The 18,586-nt window shown below is 41.9% G+C and carries 17 protein-coding genes and 1 pseudogene; all 18 read right to left on the reverse strand.

Annotated features, from left to right (window positions below):
- Window positions 1-12: 12 nt before the first annotated feature.
- The 18 genes and pseudogenes from dapG to ltrA all read right to left on the reverse strand — a co-directional run bounded on the left by dapG (window position 13) and on the right by ltrA (window position 18,395).
- A complete protein-coding gene (dapG, locus tag BLL40_RS05755) occupies window positions 13-1,227 on the reverse strand; it encodes an aspartate kinase (protein WP_073710966.1) in 1,215 nt (404 codons plus the stop codon).
- A gap of 258 nt (window positions 1,228-1,485) precedes the next feature.
- Window positions 1,486-2,538, reverse strand: coding sequence for an aspartate-semialdehyde dehydrogenase (gene asd / locus BLL40_RS05760; RefSeq protein WP_073710967.1), 1,053 nt, complete (start codon window positions 2,536-2,538; stop codon window positions 1,486-1,488).
- Window positions 2,539-2,727: 189 nt separating this feature from the next.
- Window positions 2,728-3,312 (reverse strand): dipicolinate synthase subunit B, encoded by a 585-nt coding sequence (locus BLL40_RS05765; protein WP_073710968.1) that lies wholly within the window; start codon window positions 3,310-3,312, stop codon window positions 2,728-2,730.
- Window positions 3,313-3,315: 3 nt separating this feature from the next.
- Window positions 3,316-4,188, reverse strand: a complete 873-nt coding sequence (gene dpsA, locus BLL40_RS05770; protein WP_159434200.1) for a dipicolinate synthase subunit DpsA — start codon at window positions 4,186-4,188, stop codon at window positions 3,316-3,318.
- A gap of 102 nt (window positions 4,189-4,290) precedes the next feature.
- The gene (locus tag BLL40_RS05775; RefSeq protein WP_073710970.1) at window positions 4,291-5,532 is read right to left on the reverse strand and encodes a M16 family metallopeptidase; all 1,242 of its coding nucleotides are present in this window, start codon (window positions 5,530-5,532) and stop codon (window positions 4,291-4,293) included.
- Window positions 5,533-5,668: 136 nt separating this feature from the next.
- Window positions 5,669-7,789: a polyribonucleotide nucleotidyltransferase gene (gene pnp, locus BLL40_RS05780; RefSeq protein ID WP_073710971.1), complete on the reverse strand. Its 2,121-nt coding sequence runs from the start codon at window positions 7,787-7,789 to the stop codon at window positions 5,669-5,671.
- Window positions 7,790-7,866: 77 nt separating this feature from the next.
- A complete protein-coding gene (gene rpsO / locus BLL40_RS05785; RefSeq protein WP_018392393.1) occupies window positions 7,867-8,136 on the reverse strand; it encodes a 30S ribosomal protein S15 in 270 nt (89 codons plus the stop codon).
- A gap of 112 nt (window positions 8,137-8,248) precedes the next feature.
- The gene (ribF, locus tag BLL40_RS05790) at window positions 8,249-9,211 is read right to left on the reverse strand and encodes a bifunctional riboflavin kinase/FAD synthetase (protein ID WP_073710972.1); all 963 of its coding nucleotides are present in this window, start codon (window positions 9,209-9,211) and stop codon (window positions 8,249-8,251) included.
- A 21-nt stretch (window positions 9,212-9,232) separates the two neighbouring features.
- Window positions 9,233-10,126 (reverse strand): tRNA pseudouridine(55) synthase TruB, encoded by an 894-nt coding sequence (gene truB, locus BLL40_RS05795; RefSeq protein WP_073710973.1) that lies wholly within the window; start codon window positions 10,124-10,126, stop codon window positions 9,233-9,235.
- A gap of 82 nt (window positions 10,127-10,208) precedes the next feature.
- Window positions 10,209-10,565 (reverse strand): 30S ribosome-binding factor RbfA, encoded by a 357-nt coding sequence (rbfA, locus tag BLL40_RS05800; RefSeq protein WP_073710974.1) that lies wholly within the window; start codon window positions 10,563-10,565, stop codon window positions 10,209-10,211.
- A gap of 25 nt (window positions 10,566-10,590) precedes the next feature.
- Window positions 10,591-12,600, reverse strand: coding sequence for a translation initiation factor IF-2 (gene infB, locus BLL40_RS05805; RefSeq protein ID WP_073710975.1), 2,010 nt, complete (start codon window positions 12,598-12,600; stop codon window positions 10,591-10,593).
- 41 nt (window positions 12,601-12,641) lie between these two features.
- Window positions 12,642-12,950, reverse strand: coding sequence for a YlxQ family RNA-binding protein (locus BLL40_RS05810; RefSeq protein ID WP_073710976.1), 309 nt, complete (start codon window positions 12,948-12,950; stop codon window positions 12,642-12,644).
- A gap of 1 nt (window position 12,951) precedes the next feature.
- Window positions 12,952-13,227, reverse strand: coding sequence for an RNase P modulator RnpM (rnpM, locus tag BLL40_RS05815; RefSeq protein WP_073710977.1), 276 nt, complete (start codon window positions 13,225-13,227; stop codon window positions 12,952-12,954).
- 12 nt (window positions 13,228-13,239) lie between these two features.
- The gene (gene nusA, locus BLL40_RS05820; protein WP_073710978.1) at window positions 13,240-14,388 is read right to left on the reverse strand and encodes a transcription termination factor NusA; all 1,149 of its coding nucleotides are present in this window, start codon (window positions 14,386-14,388) and stop codon (window positions 13,240-13,242) included.
- Window positions 14,389-14,429: 41 nt separating this feature from the next.
- The gene (gene rimP, locus BLL40_RS05825; RefSeq protein ID WP_073710979.1) at window positions 14,430-14,903 is read right to left on the reverse strand and encodes a ribosome maturation factor RimP; all 474 of its coding nucleotides are present in this window, start codon (window positions 14,901-14,903) and stop codon (window positions 14,430-14,432) included.
- A 150-nt stretch (window positions 14,904-15,053) separates the two neighbouring features.
- Window positions 15,054-16,457, reverse strand: a pseudogene (locus BLL40_RS05830) (PolC-type DNA polymerase III); the annotation flags it as partial.
- Window positions 16,458-16,569: 112 nt separating this feature from the next.
- Window positions 16,570-17,136, reverse strand: a complete 567-nt coding sequence (locus tag BLL40_RS17765) for an HNH endonuclease signature motif containing protein (RefSeq protein ID WP_245797905.1) — start codon at window positions 17,134-17,136, stop codon at window positions 16,570-16,572.
- A complete protein-coding gene (gene ltrA / locus BLL40_RS05835; protein WP_245797906.1) occupies window positions 17,136-18,395 on the reverse strand; it encodes a group II intron reverse transcriptase/maturase in 1,260 nt (419 codons plus the stop codon). Before ltrA ends, BLL40_RS17765 begins: the two co-directional genes overlap by 1 nt.
- Between the last annotated feature and the right edge of the window lie 191 nt (window positions 18,396-18,586).

The raw sequence follows: 18,586 nt of genomic DNA on the forward strand, positions 1-18,586 counted from the left end.
TCCTAATACTATTCAGCCTGTTGATTGGTTGTTTTGAAGTAAGAACGTATCATGCAGTGCGTTAACAGCAGCCGGCATCTGATCTTCTTTTACAAGTACCCAGATCGTCGTATAGCTGTCAGCTGATTGCATAATGTTAATATCTTTTTCTGATAAAGCTGTGACGATTTTAGAGGTTACACCTGGTACACCTGTCATGCCTGCGCCGACGACAGATACTTTCGCACAATCCGGTTCCATAATCGGTTTATACCCATTATCGATAAGCTTTTGCTGTGCACGATTGGCATTTTCATCTGTCACGGTGTATGTGACACGGTCTTCTGATATATTAATAAAATCAACGCTTATACCTTCAGCCGCCATCAGCTGAAAAATACGGGACTGATCTGTTGTCTGAACTCTAATACGGGTAATGTCTGTTACATGAGCAATGCCCGTTACAGGACGATCGTGCATATCAAAGCCTTGATGTTCATCCGATCGGGAAGTAACGAGTGTACCCAGTTCTTCTGAATAGGTCGATCGAATCCGAAGCGGTACTTTCGCCTGCATCGCAATCTCCACTGCGCGCGGGTGAATGACCTTTGCTCCTTGATACGCCATGTTACATACTTCTGTATATGTTACGATAGAAAGCGGCCGTGCATGTTGCACAATACGAGGGTCTGCTGTCATAATACCATTCACGTCTGTAAAGATATCGATGAATTCAGCATGGACTGCAGCACCTAAAGCAGCTGCAGATGTGTCACTGCCTCCCCGCCCAAGCGTCGTCACTTCACCAAATTTTGAAGTACCTTGAAAACCGGCCACGACGATCACATCGTTCATTTCCAACTCTTTTAACAGGCGTGCGCAATTCATTTCAATAATTTTGGCATTCATGTGGTCATGATCCGTAACAAATCCCGCCTGTCCGCCTGTCAACGCCGTTGATTGAAGTCCATTTTCCTTCAACATGTTGGAGAACACCAAACTAGAGATCAGTTCGCCAGTGGATAAAAGAAGATCGGTTTCCCTTCTGGTCAGCATACTTTCCCCGCCGCCTGCCAGCGTTAATAACGTATCCGTTGAATATGGATCGCCTTTTCGGCCCATAGCAGACACAACGACAACGACTTTATATCCTTCGCGAACGGCACGCTGTACGTGGTTGAGGGCACTGAGCCTTGACTGTTCATCGCGAACAGACGTACCGCCAAATTTCTGAATGATGATTTTCATATTGAACACCTGGCCTTTTCATGAAGAATGGCGGCCGTTTATCCCGCATTAACGGACAGTAAACCTTTCGCTCTTTCAATCATCGAAAAGAATAATTGATGAAAGAGGTTAGGTTAACTGTCCGCAAACGCCCGATTGGTTCCGAGCCTGTGTGAAGCCCGGTCACTCAGGTATTGCCGCAGGACGCGGCGCTTTTTATCTGAGTTTTGCCCTTCATTCAGCAGGTCCCTGGTGGCCCCTGCTGAATGAAGTTTCACTTTATTGTTCTTTGACAATCTCCATGTCAATCAATGTTTCAGCAATCTGTACAGAATTCCAAGCTGCTCCTTTTAACAAGTTATCAGAAACAACCCACATATGGAAACCGTTGTCTGCATCAAGATCTTTACGGATGCGTCCAACAAACACGTCGTTTTTTCCAACACAGTCTGCCGGCATTGGATATACTTGTTCTGCCGGATTATCTTGAAGGACGATACCTGGTGCATCTTTCAATAAATTTTGTATATCTGCTGCTGTAAGTGCACCTTTTTCCGTTTCAAAATAAAGGGACTCTGAATGGCCTATTGCGACAGGCAAACGTACACAAGTCGCTGCAACAGGCAGACTATCTAAGTGCATAATTTTTTTCGTTTCATTAATCATTTTCATTTCTTCAAATGTAAAGCCATTGTCTTCAAATTTATCAATTTGCGGAATGGCATTGAATGCGATTTGATAATGTTTTTTATCACTGCCTACCGGTAAAATTTTCGGTTCAAATGATTCGTTGTTAATAATCGCTTTTGTCTGGCTATAAAGTTCTTCTACCGCCTGTGCACCTGCGCCTGATACTGCCTGATACGTTGACACAATAACTTTTTTCAATCCGTATGCTGCACGAATTGGCTCAAGTGCCACAAGCATTTGAATCGTCGAGCAATTTGGATTGGCAATGATTCCTTTATGGTCGCGCAAATCTTCTTTATTTACTTCTGGTACAACAAGTGGAACTTCCGGATCCATTCGGAATGCGCTTGTATTATCAATAACAACAGCGCCGCGTTTTGCTGCTTCAGGAGCGAGCTCTTTTGACACACTTCCGCCTGCTGAAAACAACGCGATATCGATTCCATCAAAGCTTTCCGGTTTCGCTTCCTGTACCGTTACGTCTTCGCCTCTAAAAGAAACGGTTTTTCCCGCTGAACGGGCGGATGAAAGCAGCGTCAATGACTTCAGTGGAAAATTGCGCTCTTCCAGTGTTTTTAGCATTTGTTGTCCGACCGCTCCCGTCGCACCAACGACGGCTACGTGAAAACCTTTGTTACTCATGTAAATCTTCCCCTTCCAGAATAAGTAATTCATTTTACGTATAAAATACGTTGTCGAATAATAGCAAATAGTGAAAAAGTATTTCGATACTTTTAATAGCATTATTTTAACACAATAAAGGATGAATAAAAGAAGAAAATCATTTGTTCGCAAAAAAGACCGTTTTTTTGGGGGAGATTTGCATGTATTTTATCTTAGCAGTGGCTGAATTTGACGATGATTGATGGCAGCGGCAACTGTTTCTGGTACGAGATCCATTTTAGCAACGAGCGAGTTTGGTTTTTTTACTGGATCATCCTGTCCAAACGGAACGAAATAAATGTTTTTAGTGGTTAACAACTTAGCAATATTATGGCTATTCAAGCCAAGTCCATCGTTTGTCGAAACTGCCACAACGACCGGTCCACCGTTTCGAAGTGTCGCTTTCGCAGCCATTAGAACCGCTGAATCCGTATTCGCATTGGCAAATCTGCTAAGGGAACTGCCTGTCATCGGTGCAATAACCATGCAGTCCAGCGGTTCCTTTGGTCCAAGTGGTTCTGCATCTTGAATCGTTACAATCGCTTTCCGACCCGCTTCTTCCTCTATTTTTTGCAGCCATTCACCTGCTGAACCGAAACGGCTCGCTTCTTTTTGAACAGTGGCCGTCGCTACGGGAACGACATGTGCTCCAAGCTCGACTAATTTTTTCACAACCGGCACTACCTCTTCAAATGTGCAGTGAGACCCTGTCAATCCAAAGCCTATTCGACGTCCTGCTAAAGGCGATTCCACTGTTTACAGTCCCCTTTCCATTTTCCATTCACGGGCAGCATTAACAATGACCTGCCCAAGTATTTTACCTGCTGTTTCCGGCGCCGTTTTCCCCGGCAGACCGAGCGCATGAATGGCTTGAATACCAGCTGCCTCTGCTGCTTTGAAATCTGTTCCTCCCGGCATTGAAGCAAGATCGATAATGATCGCTGTCTTTTTCATCTGCCGAATCACTTCATCCGTCAATAAAAGGGCCGGTACTGTATTAATTACGATATCTGCCTGACCCGCCTGAGTGTGCAATTCCTCCATATAAAACGGATCAAGCCCCATTTCTGATGCACGGGCAAATTTACCTGTTTCTCTCACAGCTGTTGATACAATTGCTCCGACTTGATGAAAGAGACGTGCTGTCGTCATCCCAACGCGCCCGAACCCCACCACCACAACCTTTGATTGGTGAATGGTAAATGGTGTTTGCTGCATGGCGATCATAAGTGTTCCTTCAGCAGTTGGAATAGAATTGTGAATCGCTGCATCTTCACGTTCAAATAAAAAAGTGACTTCACGTTGTATCATTTGTTTGAGCGCAGCTGTTTTTATACCACTCATAACTGCACACGATTCTGGTATTTTGTCTGCGATTTCTTTTGTAAAAAAAAGCGGTTCGTTTGCAAAAGAAGCATCAACTTCTCCATTTTTCTTCACACCTGATACAGGCAAAACGAATAAATCGATGGGCAGATCATGCAAATCATCCGTTTTTATTTTTTTAACATTATCATCAATGATCTCTATTTGTTCAAACCCAATCATGCATACGTCATATCCGTGCTGAACAAGAATACGGCTTATTTCCAATTGTCTTGCATCGCCGCCAAACAAAACAGCGTTCATCTTCATCTCCTCCATCTTTGACGTATTCTTTTTATTGTATGAACTGTTTATTTTGCTGTGCCATTTTACTATGGATAAAAAAAGAACCCGCAAAAAGCGGATTCAATTGGTAGCTGTTTTCGGCCATTTGCCGTCCGGGCTGACTAATGATGCAGAAAATGGTTTATCAAATAATTGTTTCGCGAGTTCATCGACACGTTCTTTTGTCACGCCATCAATGAGTGAGACAATCTCATCCAATGAACGGTGATGTTTTAAAAGAAGTTCATTTTTCCCGTTGCGGCTCATCCGGCTATTCGTACTTTCCAAACTTAACATTAAACTGCCTTTGAGCTGTTCTTTACTGTTGTATAATTCTTTTTCCGTCAAGCCTTCCTTTTTTACAAGATGAATCGAATTTTGAATCGTTTCATATAATTCATCAAGCTGCTCGGCACCGGTTCCACCGTAAAAGGTAATTAGACCCGTATCTTTATAAGATGAATGGTACGAATAAACAGAATACGCAAGACCCCGTTCTTCCCGTACCTCTTGGAACAAACGACTTGACATGCTACCACCGATAATATTGTTCATCACAATTAAATTGTAAATATTTTCATCTCCGATTGGAATACCTTCATAACCGAGACATAAATGCGCCTGTTCTGTTTCTTTTGAACGCGCTTTTTTCTCGTAATAAAAATGAGAGACTGCTTGGAGTTCAGCTGCCTTGCCCCCTGTATACGAACCAAAAAGTGCCTCTGCTTTACGGACGATCTCTTCATCAATATTACCAGCGATGGAAATAACAACCCGCTCTGGTGTATACATGTTATATATATATTCTTTCAATGTATCACGTGTAAAAGAAGATAGTGTTTCTTCTGTACCTAAAATTGGCAGACCGAGCGGATGATTACCGTATGACGCACTGCTCAATAAATCATGGACGATATCGTCCGGTGCATCTTCATACATTTTAATTTCTTCGTATATTACATTTTTCTCTTTTTCCATTTCTTCTTCCGCAAATGTTGAATTAAAAAACATATCGGCCAGTACACTTAGTGCATGATCCGCATGATTATCAAGTACTTTCGCGTAATAACATGTGTATTCTTTTGACGTAAAGGCATTTACTTGTCCTCCAATACTGTCAAAACTTTCAGCAATCTCTTTTGCACTTAAGTTTTTCGTTCCTTTAAAAAACATATGTTCAATAAAATGGGATACACCATTTAGTTGAGATGACTCATCTCGCGAGCCAGTCGCAATCCAGATTCCAATGGCAGCTGAGCGGACAGTTGAAATTTCTTCTGTTACAATTGTCACACCATTATCGCATGTAAATCGTTTTATCAACGTAATCTATTCCTCCTACTATCTGTTTCATCTAGGTGCCTATTTCGTTCTATCAATAACCAACATTATCACAGCTCACACATTTATTCCATAAAAAAACGCCGCTCTTCAAAAGAGATCGACGCTTTCTTTATAATTATGATTGTTTTGACGCTTCTTCTTTTTCTCTTTGCTCTTTCAAAACAGCTTTACGCGACACATTGACACGGCCTTGATTATCAACACCGATCACTTTTACAAGGAATTGATCGCCTATTTTCACGACATCCTCTACTTTACCGACACGTTCTTCTGCCAATTCAGAAATGTGGACAAGCCCATCTTTTCCTTTAAACAATTCAACGAATGTACCAAATTTCTCAATTCGTTTTACTTTCCCCATGTAAAGTTCGCCTACTTGGACTTCACGAACAATATCTTCAATGATTTTTTTCGCACGCTCATTATCTTCTTGATTGATCGATGAAATAAAGACTGTTCCATCTTGTTCAATATCGATTTTGACGCCCGTTTCTTCAATGATTTTATTGATTTGTTTACCACTCGGTCCAATAACATCACGGATTTTATCTGGATTAATCGTCATGGTCATAATTTTCGGTGCATACGCAGACAATTCAACACGAGGCGTATCGATTACAGACAGCATATGCTCTAAAATATGCATTCTGCCTTCTTTTGCCTGCTGCAATGCTTCTTCTAAAATTTGACGGCTTAAGCCATCAATTTTAATGTCCATTTGAAGGGCTGTTATCCCTTTTGCCGTACCCGCTACTTTAAAGTCCATGTCGCCAAGGTGATCTTCCATACCTTGAATGTCAGAGAGGACAGTATAATGTTCACCTGACTTAACAAGACCCATTGCAATACCGGCAACCGGTGCTTTAATTGGTACACCTGCATCCATCATAGCCATTGTGCTTGCACAAATGCTCGCCTGTGAAGAGGAACCATTTGACTCAAGCACTTCTGACACGACACGAATCGTGTAAGGGAAATCTTTTTCATCGGGAATAATCGGATATAGCGCACGTTCTCCAAGTGCACCGTGACCAATTTCACGGCGTCCAGGAGCACGAAGCGGACGCGTTTCCCCGACGCTGAAAGAAGGGAAATTGTAATGATGCATAAATCGTTTTGATTCTTCTACGCCAAGTCCATCCAATATTTGAACGTCACCGAGCGCGCCAAGAGTTGCAATGCTGAGCACTTGCGTTTGTCCTCGCGTAAACATGGCAGAACCGTGTGTCCGTGGAAGCAAAGCTGTTTCCGATGCAAGCGGACGAATTTCATTGATTTTACGGCCATCTGGACGGATTTTTTCAACAGTAATTAAACGGCGCACTTCTTCTTTCACGATTTTGTCCAAAATTTCAGACGCTTCCCTGATCGATTCTTCTTCGCCTTCTTCTTCAAGTGATGCTTTCACAGCGTCTTTCACTTTTTTAATCTCTTCGTCGCGCGCATGTTTTTCAACTGTTTGAATGGCTTGAATCATGTCGTTCTCACACATTGTGCGGATTTTCGCTTCAAGTTCTTGATCATTTTCATAGAGAACAACTTCGCGTTTTTCCTTGCCGCATTTTGCGACAATTTCTTCTTGGAAAGCGATAAGACGTTTTATTTCTTCGTGGCCAAACATGATCGCTTCAAGCATCACTTCTTCAGGTACTTCATCTGCACCCGCTTCAACCATATTGATCGCTTCTTTCGTACCGGCAACTGTTAAATCGATATCACTCTCTTCTGCCTGTTCAACCGAAGGATTAATAATAAATTCACCATTAATGCGTCCAACCTGTACCCCCGCAATTGGACCTTCAAACGGAATATCGGATACAGATAGTGCAAGAGAAGAAGCGAACATCGCCGCTATTTCAGAAGAACAATTTTGATCGACACTCATGACAATACTGATGACTTGAATTTCATTGCGGAAACCTTCAGGGAAAAGCGGACGGATTGGGCGATCAATGAGACGGCTCGCAAGTGTCGCTTTTTCACTCGGACGGCCTTCACGTTTAATAAATCCGCCTGGTATTTTACCGGCAGCGTAAAGACGTTCTTCATAGTTCACAGTCAACGGAAAGAAATCAACTGCTTTTGGTTCTTTTGAGGCTGTTGCACTGCTCAATACAACGGTATCCCCGTAGCGTATTAGCGCTGAACCATTGGCTTGCTTAGCAATTTGTCCTACTTCGACAGTTAGCTCACGCCCTGCCCATTCGATGGAAAATGTTTGTTTTCCTTGCTCCATATAGTTGCACCTCTTTTTATTTTAACATCATATTTTTTTCCTAACAAAAAAGCGGGAAAAATCCCGCTTTTTGTGAATTATCGGCGCAAACCGAGTTTTTGGATCAACTCGCGGTAGCGTGCAACATCCTTATTACGAAGGTATGAAAGCAAGTTACGGCGACGGCCGACCATTTTTAATAGACCGCGACGTGAATGGTGGTCTTTTTTATGTGTGCGTAAATGATCATTCAGCGTGTTGATTTGTTCAGTCAGTACAGCAATTTGCACTTCTGGAGATCCTGTATCGGACTCGTGTGTTCTATACTCCTGAATTAGTTCGTTTTTGCGTTCTTGTGATAATGCCATTGTTTTGTTTCCTCCTTTAATTTTGTTTCATCCCCATCAGCCTAGCACGCGTTGGAGACTCGCCATGCCAAGCAGCGGTTCAAAATGTTAAGCATTGTATATTATACGAAACTTAAAACTGTTCGTCAAGTTGTTTAAGGTCAAAGAAACGAATAGCTGCCTGTTTATCTCTTTCAATTTGCTCAGACAACTCGTCCATGCCGTTGAACTTTTGTTCACCACGTAAACGAATATACCAATCCACGTCGACTTCTTCTCCATAAATGTCTCCATTGTAGTGAAACATATGGACTTCAATCGATAAAACGGGCTTGTCCGGACTTTTAAATGTTGGTCGGAATCCCACATTGCATACTCCTTCATACCATTCATTTTGCACATTCATTTTCACTGCATATACACCTGTAAGCGGCAAATAGTAAGAGTCATCCGGTTCAATATTTGCGGTTGGAAAGCCCATTTTACGTCCGCGTTTGTCGCCATGAATAACCATCCCTCGCATACGGTATGGCCGTCCTAGTAAATCTGACGCATCACGTACGAGTCCGCTTGATAAAAGTTCACGTACTTTTGTAGAACTTATTTTTTCTTGTTCAAAATCAAGTTTTTCCACTCCGGTATATGTGAACTGGCCACGTGAATGAAATTGCATCGTTTCCATCGTTCCTTCGGCAAGACGGCCATACGTATAGTCAAAACCAGCAACAACATGTTGCGCATTTAATCCGATAATGAACTCATCCACAAATTGCTGTGGTTCGAGTGCAGCAAAGTCAGATGTAAATCGGACAATGAATAAATAATCGACACCAAGCCCTTCAATAAGCCGTTTTTTTTCTGCCAACGGCGTAATATGACGTATGTGTGTATGCTTATGGCCGAGTACGAGAGATGGATGAGGATCAAACGTCATGACTGCACTTTTCCATTCATTCTTCCTAGCAATTTGTTTTGCCGTAGTAATGACTTGTTGATGTCCTTTATGGACACCGTCAAAAAAACCGAGTGCGAGCGCCATTGGCTCAAACTCGTCTTTCTTTTTTTCATGCGGATGATGAAGCATAATCACTTCCATGCGTTGACACCTGTCTTTCTTTCAGTCTGGCATTACTTTGATCGGTTTGACTTTCCCTTCTTTTTCTGGATGAATCTGATAAATAGCAAGCAATTCATCATTTAAGTAAACTGCTGCTTCTTTTTCTCCATCCGGCCAATCAGTAGGAACTGGCAGGACGGCTCCATTTTTTATCATCACTGCTACTGTATCAAATACGTTCCACTTCGGCAAATGAGAAACCGCGATTTCAACCGGCTTCAGTACGTCTTCTGGCATACTTGTGGCAAGCTCCTCCAATGTTACACAGTCATTCTCGTAAAAGCCGCCAGAACTTGTGCGGACGAGCTTTGACATATGGGCAGGATACCCAAGTTTTTCACCAATCATGACTGCCAATGTTCGAATATACGTGCCTTTACCACATACTACACGAATGGAAAAGCGCACCGTCCCTCCGTCATGTACAATGCTGCTTATTAACTCAATTTGATCAATCGTCACGATTCTTGATGGCCGCTCAACGATTTCTCCTGCACGTGCATATTCATATAGGCGTCTTCCATTTACTTTGACCGCCGAATACATCGGCGGTATTTGTTCAATCTGTCCAGTTAACTCCTCAAATATAAGCAGCACCTGCTCATTTGTGATAGAAGCATCTATTTTTTTTGATTCAATGACCGCACCGGACGCATCTTCTGTTTCGGTCGAGATCCCGATCGTTACTTCTGCTTCGTACGTTTTGCCGCTGTCTGTTATGTATTCCGCAAGGCGGGTTGCTTTGCCAATGCAAAGCGGCAATACTCCTTCTACATCAGGATCTAGCGTACCCGTATGGCCGACTTTTTTCGTTTTCAGTATTTTACGCACTTTAAAAACACAGTCATGTGATGTCATGCCTTTTTCTTTCCATAGTGGTAAAATTCCATTCATTTGACTGGCCTCCTTTCTTCATAAAAAAAGACGTCTGACAGACAGCAAGATCAAGTCTGCTGCTGCCAGGACGTCTATTTTATTAGGACGGTTCATTTGACGAATTTCCAATTTCTTTTAAAAGAGTATCAATCCGGCTGCCGTATGCAACCGATTCATCAAACTCAAACATAAGCTCTGGTGTTTTCCGAAGACGGATTCGCTGGCCGAGTTCAGAACGGATAAACCCTTTTGCTTTCGCTAGTGCTTTTAACGTTCCTTCCCGCTCATCTTCACCACCAAGGACTGTAATGTAGACAGTAGCTTGCTGCAAATCACCAGTGACCTCAACATCTGTTACCGTTAAAAAACCGATGCGTGGATCTTTCACTTTCCGGCTTAAAATATCCGTCAATTCTTTTTTCATTTGTTCTGCTACGCGATTTGAACGCATTGACATGTGTATCACCCCTTAAAACGAAAGGTTATTTGCGCTCGATTTCCTGCTCGATGAACGCTTCAATAATATCTCCTTCTTTGACATCATTGAAACCACGAATCGTAATTCCGCACTCATAGCCTTGCGCAACTTCTTTTGCATCATCTTTAAATCGTTTCAAATCATCGACTTCACCTTCAAAAATAACGATGCTATCACGAATTAAACGCACGCCCGAATCACGGGTAATTTTACCTTCTGTTACATAGCTTCCCGCAATCGTACCGATTTTCGATACTTTAAACGTTTGGCGTACTTCAGCCTGTCCAATAATTTTTTCTTCAAATTCTGGATCGAGCATCCCTTTCATCGCAGATTCAATTTCTTCGATGACTTTATAAATAATACGGTGCAGACGCACTTCTACTTTTTCCACATCCGCTGTACGTTTCGCATTGACATCAGGACGGACGTTAAACCCAATCACAATCGCGTTTGATGCAGAAGCGAGAATAATATCCGATTCTGTAATCGCACCTGCCCCTGTATGAATAATTTTAACATTGACGCCTTCTACTTCAATTTTTTGAAGTGCAGCAGCTACCGCTTCAACTGAACCTTGTACGTCGGCTTTCAAGACGATGTTCAAGTCTTTCATTTCACCTTGTTTCATATGCTCAAACAAGTTATCTAGGCTAACTTTTGTTTTTTCACTGCGCTGTGCTTGAAGTGCCTCTTGTGCGCGAGTTTCACCGATTTGACGTGCTGTTTTTTCGTCTTGAAATACAACGAAACGGTCTCCTGCAAGCGGTACATCATTCAAGCCTGTAATTTCAACCGGTGTCGATGGACCAGCTGTTTTTACACGGCGTCCAATATCATTAACCATCGCACGAACGCGGCCAAATGTATTGCCGACTACGATAGGATCACCGACATTAAGTGTTCCGTCTTGAACAAGTAATGTCGCAACAGAACCGCGGCCTTTATCAAGCTCTGCCTCAATAACGGTACCCATTGCACGGCGCTTCGGATCTGCTTTCAACTCTTCTACTTCTGCTACGAGAAGAACCATTTCAAGCAATGTATCGATTCCTTCTCCTTGCTTCGCTGAAATCGGAACGAAAATGGTTTCACCGCCCCATGCCTCTGGCACAAGACCATGTTCTGTTAGTTCTTGCATCACCCGATCTGGATTGGCCGCGGGCTTGTCAATTTTATTAACCGCTACAATAATCGGCACTTCCGCTGCTTTTGCATGGTTAATCGCTTCAACTGTTTGCGGCATAACACCATCATCTGCAGCCACAACGAGAATGGTAATATCCGTCACTTTCGCGCCACGTGCACGCATTGTTGTAAACGCCGCATGTCCAGGTGTATCAAGGAAGGTAATCTTCTTTCCATTCGTTTCAGCTTGGTAGGCACCAATATGCTGTGTAATACCGCCTGCTTCCCCTTCTGTTACTTTTGTGTTTCGGATTGAGTCCAACAGCGTTGTTTTACCATGATCAACGTGACCCATGATCGTCACAACAGCGGGACGTTCAACCGAATTTTCTTCTGTTATTTCTTCCTCAAAATAAGTTTCCAGATCCGCTTTATCGATTAGTATTTCTTCTTCTACTTCGACATTAAATTCACTTGCAACAAGCTCTATCGCATCTTTATCAAGCTCCTGATTGATAGTCGCCATGACACCAAGCATGAACAACTTTTTAATGACGTCTGACGGTTCGACGTTCATTTTTTTCGCCAACTCTGCTACTGTCAGTGAACCTGAAAAAACGATTTTTTCTGGAATTTCTTTCTTTTTAACAACAGGCTGTGGTCTTGGAGCTCCTTTACGCTGCCCTCCTGAACGGCCTTTTCCACGTGGTCCGCCGTTAATTCCTCGTTGTCCTGGCTTTGAAGCGCCGCCACGTGCACCACCGCCTGTTTTCTGTTGTCCACCTGGTTTAGATCCAGTCGGTTTTGGTTTCGCTGGACCACGATTTTGTGCCGGCTGGTTTGCTGATTTATTCGTTGTTTGTTGATTATTTGTTTTATTATCCAAGTTTAAATAGCCTCCTTGTCATGACAGTCATATATATGCTGTCATTCCCCATCGATAAGCGTCTTCAACTTTCCGGCGAAACCAGCATCGTTCACAGCAACAACGACTCGGGCTTCTTTTCCAATTGCTTGCCCTAGCACGAAGCGATCCTGTATCCGTCTGACTGGTACACCATAAAATTGCGCCTTATCGGTAATTTTCTTTTCTGTATTATGCGATGCATCTTCCGATAAAATAACCAATTTTGCATTCCCACGCTGAATTTCTTTGACAGTCAGTTCTTCACCAGAAATAATTTTGCCTGCTCGATTTGCAAGTCCTAAAAAGGATGTCCATGGCTTTCCAGCCATCTTAATTTTTGTCCTTTGCAATAATATCGAGCAATTCATTATAAATGGATGGCGGGATTTCCGCACTGAGCTGACGAGCCAGGACATTTTTTTTCTTTGCTGCTTCGACCGCTTCTTTTGATTTTGTTACATATGTGCCGCGCCCTGATTTTTTACCGGTTGGGTCGACGGACACTTCTCCTTCTTTTGAACGGACAATGCGGATCATTTCTTTTTTAGGTTTCATTTCACCCGTAGCCGCGCATTTGCGAAGCGGGATTTTTTTTGGTACTGGCATCGCTACTCCTCCTTATTCGATGTCTTCTGAAAAGAAATCTTCAAGGTTGGTTTCTGACGATGCTCGTTCAAACTCGTCATCTTGGTCAACGGATACGCTACCTTTAGACGACGGATATATACCAGCTTCACGTGCATCTGTTTCACTTTTAATGTCTATTTTCCAACCCGTTAACTTCGCCGCAAGTCGTGCGTTTTGTCCACGTTTTCCAATGGCGAGCGACAATTGATAGTCCGGAACAATAACAGTCGTTGCTTTATTTTCTTCATCGAACGTCACTTCAATGACTTTAGCGGGACTAAGAGCGTTTGCTACAAATACGACAGGGTCATCTGACCATTTCACGATGTCAATTTTTTCACCTTTTAATTCATTGACAATCGCCTGTACACGGTTTCCTTTAGGACCAACACATGCGCCAACGGGATCGACTTCTTGATTTTCCGAATGCACCGAAATTTTAGAACGGTCACCTGCTTCGCGTGAGACAGAGCGAATTTCGACTGTGCCATCAAAAATTTCCGGCACTTCAATTTCAAATAAACGCTTAAGTAATCCCGGGTGTGTGCGTGACACGAAAATTTGCGGTCCTTTTGTCGTCCGCTCCACTTTGGTAATAAATACTTTTATACGATCATGCGGTTTATATGTTTCATTCTGCATTTGCTCTGACTGTGGCAAAAGTGCTTCAATTTTACCGAGGCTGACATAAATGAACCGGGCATCCTGCCGCTGTACAATTCCCGTCATAATGTCTTCTTCACGATCGATAAATTCAGAATAAATAATGCCTCGTTCTGCTTCACGCACGCGCTGTGTAACGACTTGCTTTGCGGCCTGTGCTGCAATGCGGCCAAAATCTTTTGGTGTCACTTCCAATTCAACAATATCACCAATTTCGTAAGCCGGGTTAATCAATACCGCATCCGTAATCGCAATTTCAAGCCGTGAATCAAATACTTCATCAACGACTTCTTTGCGTGCATATACACGTATCGAACCGCCTTCAAGATTTAAATCCACCCGCACATTTTGAGCTTGATTGAAGTTACGCTTATAAGCAGAAACAAGTGCTGCTTCTATTGCATCAATTAATACATTTCGTTCGATACCTTTTTCTTTTTCAAGATAAGTGAGGGCATCATATAGCTCTGAGCTCATTGGCTAAAAAGCCTCCTTACATAAATATCTTATTAATTTTTTTAAAATGTAACAGCAAGACGTGCTTTCGCTACTTTATTCAAAGGTATCGTCAACTGTTTTTTACGCGTTTTCACCGCATATTCAATCGTTAGTTCTTCTCCATCAAATGAAAGGAGTTTGCCTTCATACGTTTTTTCACCGTCAATCGGTTCGTAAAGCTTTACGTTCACATGTTTACCGACAGACCGTTCAAAGTCTTGCGTTTTCTTTAAAGGTCTTTCCGCACCGGGTGACGACACTTCGAGGAAATAATTGTGTGGAATCGGATCCGGATCAAGCGCATCTAATTTCTCGCTCAAACGCTCGCTGACAATCGCACATTCTTCAATATCAATGCCGCTTTCTTTATCAATGTACAATCGCAAAAACCAGTTCTTTCCTTCTTTAACATATTCCATTTCAACTAGTTCAAGATTCAATTCTTCAATGATTGGTTCGGCAATTTTCTCTACCGTTTCGATGATTTTACTCATTGTTTTGTCCTCCCGCATGAAAGAATTTGTTTCGGAACATCCCCGCAACAAACACGAAAGAGTGGGGGCGGCCCACTCTTTCGAAGAGAGTTATCATGCAATTTCCATCTTTGAGGATACCATAATTAGGTCTTTTTTGCAAACAGCACATTAAAACAACGACAGCTGATTCTGATCAGGCAATGTATCGAGGCATCCCATCTTCTCTAAGTATTCCATAATTGTTTTTGAGACTTTCCCTCTCTGCTGTAAATCTTCTTTCGATAAAAACTCGCTGTTTGCTCGGGCAGCAACGATATTTTTTGCTGCGTTCGTCCCAAGACCCGGTATAGCGTTAAACGGTGGAATGAGTGAACCGCCATCAATGATGAATTCATCAGCACTTGAGTGGTATAGGTCTATCTTTTGAAGGGTAAAGCCCCGTTCAACCATTTCTAGTGCTAGTTCAAGCACCGTCATTAAGTTCTTTTCTTTCGGTGACGCATCGAGTCCTTTTGAATTGATTTCCTGCAGTAATGCTTTAATCGCTACTGATCCTCTCGACATAACGTCAATTTCAAAGTCTTCTGCCCGAACCGTAAAATACGCTGCATAATACAAAAGCGGCAAATGAACTTTGAAGTACGCAATCCGCACCGCCATTAACACATAAGCGGCCGCATGGGCTTTCGGAAACATATATTTAATTTTTTTACATGAATCAATATACCATTCCGGCACTTCATTTTTACGCATTTCTTCTTCCATTTCATCTGATAAGCCTTTCCCTTTACGGACAGACTCCATAATTTTAAAAGCGAAAGCGGGATCGAGCCCTTGATAAATTAAATACACCATAATGTCATCCCGGCAGCCGATCACATCTGACAGTTCACAAACACCTTTTTGAATCAGTTCCTGTGCGTTTCCTAGCCATACGTCCGTTCCATGAGACAACCCAGAAATTTGAACAAGTTCTGAAAATGTTGTCGGCTTCGTTTCTTCAAGCATTTGCCGGACAAATCGCGTACCGAATTCTGGAATACCGAGCGTTCCAGTTTTACACATAATTTGCTCTTCTGTCACACCAAGTGATTCGGTACCGCTGAAAATTTTCATCACTTCGGGATCATCTGTCGGGATTGTTTTCGGATCAATACCAGACAAATCTTGTAGCATCCGGATGACTGTTGGATCATCATGCCCAAGAATATCTAATTTTAGCAAGTTATCATGAATCGAATGGAAGTCAAAGTGAGTCGTTTTCCATTCCGATTTATCGGAATCAGCCGGATACTGAATCGGTGAAAAATCATAAATATCCATGTAGTCTGGTACAACGATAATTCCACCCGGATGCTGACCCGTTGTACGCTTCACACCGGTGCATCCTGACACAAGACGGTCTACTTCAGCACTGCGGTATTGTTTCGTATACTCTTCCGCATACTTTTTTACGTAACCATATGCCGTTTTTTCCGCCACCGTTCCGATCGTTCCCGCTCTAAAAACATACTCTTCACCGAATAGCTCTTTTGTATAGTTATGAGCTCGCGGTTGATACTCACCAGAAAAATATGACAATAGGTAAGCCTTTGAAGTTATCTTCAGCTTTTCCCCTGCCCCACACCGTACGTGACCCTTTCGGCGTCATACGGCGCTCCATCGTCTTTCTGTTTACGATAAGTTAAACAACTAACGCTTGGAATCCTACAACCTTGCGTAGTTTATTGAGTTTCTTTAATGCTTTTTCGTCTAATGAATAGACGAGTTTACTTTTTGTGAGTTCTTTCATCGGAAACTTTGTATGGATAAGTGTATGATAATCCTTCTTAATAATCACGAGATTGTCGTACTCATCAGTTCCATCCATTTTAGTAGGTAGGATATGGTGACAAACACAATTGATTGGCATTAACCGCTCTCCCGTGATATGGCATTTTCCTTTTTGTGCGACATATTTACTTATCCGATTATTTTCATACAAAGTAGATTTTGATGAGAAGTTCCCTCTTCTTAGATGTTCAATTTCAATGGCTGTTACATGGATTAGTTCTCGATGTATTCTTTGGCGGTCATCTTTGTCATAAATCGTAAATGTTGGTTCTCTTTGACCTCGTATTTGATGTCGAATGGATTCAAATGGATATACCAATATGCCATTACTTTTAAATCGATTGTAATTGAAATCGTCATAAAACTTTTCAATTACAGCATTCTTCTCTATTGTCGGATTAAAAATGTTCCGATACATTAAGTTTTGATTTTAAAGTGTATCGTATGTCTAATATCATTGAAGTCGACCGATACCCTGGTGGCAATCTTATAGTAATTATGAACCCCTAACGTAAATGCATTCAGGTCAAGAATCTTTTTCGGCGTTGGGCTTTTTCGTATCTGACTCAGTTTATATTGATAAACCTTCGTCACTTTTTCTTTTGCCTTCGGGGATATTTTTGAATTTACAATATACCCCGTTTTAGCTGTCCCTTTTTGTACTGCTCGAAAGCGTACACCAAGAAAATCCGTTCCATTCTTTCGAAGGTTTGTGATTTTACTTTTCTCGGGACTAACATCTAAGCCCAAACGCTCGTTTAACCATTTCGTCACAGCAATGAATAACTTACGGGCATTTTCATAAGAGTTTGTAAAGATTTTGAAGTCATCAGCATAACGAACAATGTAACAAGGCTTTAGCCTTGTTTTCTTCAAGGCATCTGTACGATTCCTTTTCAGTTTATAGTTCGTTCTTGTTGGTTTTGTTTCCCATTGATTTGAAATCCACCAGTCTAATTCGTTTAACACGACATTAGATAACAGAGGAGAAAGTATCCCGCCTTGTGGTGTTCCTTTCTCTGGTACGCCTTCACCGTCAATTTCTGCTTTTAACATCTTATTGATAATACTCAGCACTTTTTTATCTCTTATACCAATAGCCCACAGTTGCTTGCTTAACTTTTTATGATTTACATTATCAAAGAAACCTTTGATGTCTACATCGACTACATAGTGTTGGTGACTGTGATTGACCATATGGTAGCATCTCGCCAAGGCGTCATGCGTATTCCGATGTGGTCTAAATCCAAAGCTAGATGGATGAAATTTTGCCTCAACGATTGGTTCAAGAACTTGTAGAATCATTTGCTGAATCAGTCTATCTTCAATCGTCGGTATACCGAGAGAACGTTTATCACCATTCGGCTTTGGAATCATCACTCTTCTAACCATTTCTGGTTTGTAGTTTTCTAATTTTCTGCGAGCCATTTTAATGAGCATATCTTTATTCATCTTATTTAGATGCTTAATCGTATGCCCGTTTGAGCCTTTTGTTTTGCTTCCAGTATTGTTTTTCATATTTCGAAAAGCGAGGAGAATATTTTCTTCGGATACGATTAAATCGTATAACTCCTTAAAATATCTTCCCTTTTTACTTTCAGCATATAAAGTATCAAACGTTCTTTGAACATTGAAGTATTCGTTGTTTCTTAACTTTTGAACCATTAAGTCAGCCAACTAATCACCTCAATCGGTTTTCGTTTCTATTTAGTCATACGAGAATACTGACTTGTGTAGGATTTGTATCGTAAAAGACGACTCAAGCCCTTCCCTCGGAATTGTTTTTCCCTCTAACCTATTCAATCTATTCGGTTGTCATCGGCAATTCCTACAAACGGTACTACGGCTTTACTGCCACTCCGATAAAT

The organism is Domibacillus mangrovi (genome assembly GCF_001906925.1).
Lineage (GTDB): Bacteria > Bacillota > Bacilli > Bacillales > Domibacillaceae > Domibacillus > Domibacillus mangrovi.

Excerpts from the sequence above, each read along its gene's own strand:
- pnp (WP_073710971.1), bottom strand. The coding sequence starts at position 7,789 with ATGGAGCAAGGAAAACAAACATTTTCCATCGAATGGGCAGGGCGTGAG.
- asd (WP_073710967.1), bottom strand. The coding sequence starts at position 2,538 with ATGAGTAACAAAGGTTTTCACGTAGCCGTCGTTGGTGCGACGGGAGCG.
- dapG (WP_073710966.1), bottom strand. The coding sequence starts at position 1,227 with ATGAAAATCATCATTCAGAAATTTGGCGGTACGTCTGTTCGCGATGAA.
- rimP (WP_073710979.1), bottom strand. The coding sequence starts at position 14,903 with ATGAGTAAAATCATCGAAACGGTAGAGAAAATTGCCGAACCAATCATT.
- rbfA (WP_073710974.1), bottom strand. The coding sequence starts at position 10,565 with ATGTCAATGCGTTCAAATCGCGTAGCAGAACAAATGAAAAAAGAATTG.
- nusA (WP_073710978.1), bottom strand. The coding sequence starts at position 14,388 with ATGAGCTCAGAGCTATATGATGCCCTCACTTATCTTGAAAAAGAAAAA.
- truB (WP_073710973.1), bottom strand. The coding sequence starts at position 10,126 with ATGAATGGAATTTTACCACTATGGAAAGAAAAAGGCATGACATCACAT.
- BLL40_RS17765 (WP_245797905.1), bottom strand. The coding sequence starts at position 17,136 with ATGTATCGGAACATTTTTAATCCGACAATAGAGAAGAATGCTGTAATT.
- rnpM (WP_073710977.1), bottom strand. The coding sequence starts at position 13,227 with ATGCCAGTACCAAAAAAAATCCCGCTTCGCAAATGCGCGGCTACGGGT.
- ribF (WP_073710972.1), bottom strand. The coding sequence starts at position 9,211 with ATGGAAGTGATTATGCTTCATCATCCGCATGAAAAAAAGAAAGACGAG.
- dpsA (WP_159434200.1), bottom strand. The coding sequence starts at position 4,188 with ATGAACGCTGTTTTGTTTGGCGGCGATGCAAGACAATTGGAAATAAGC.
- rpsO (WP_018392393.1), bottom strand. The coding sequence starts at position 8,136 with ATGGCATTATCACAAGAACGCAAAAACGAACTAATTCAGGAGTATAGA.
- BLL40_RS05810 (WP_073710976.1), bottom strand. The coding sequence starts at position 12,950 with ATGGCTGGAAAGCCATGGACATCCTTTTTAGGACTTGCAAATCGAGCA.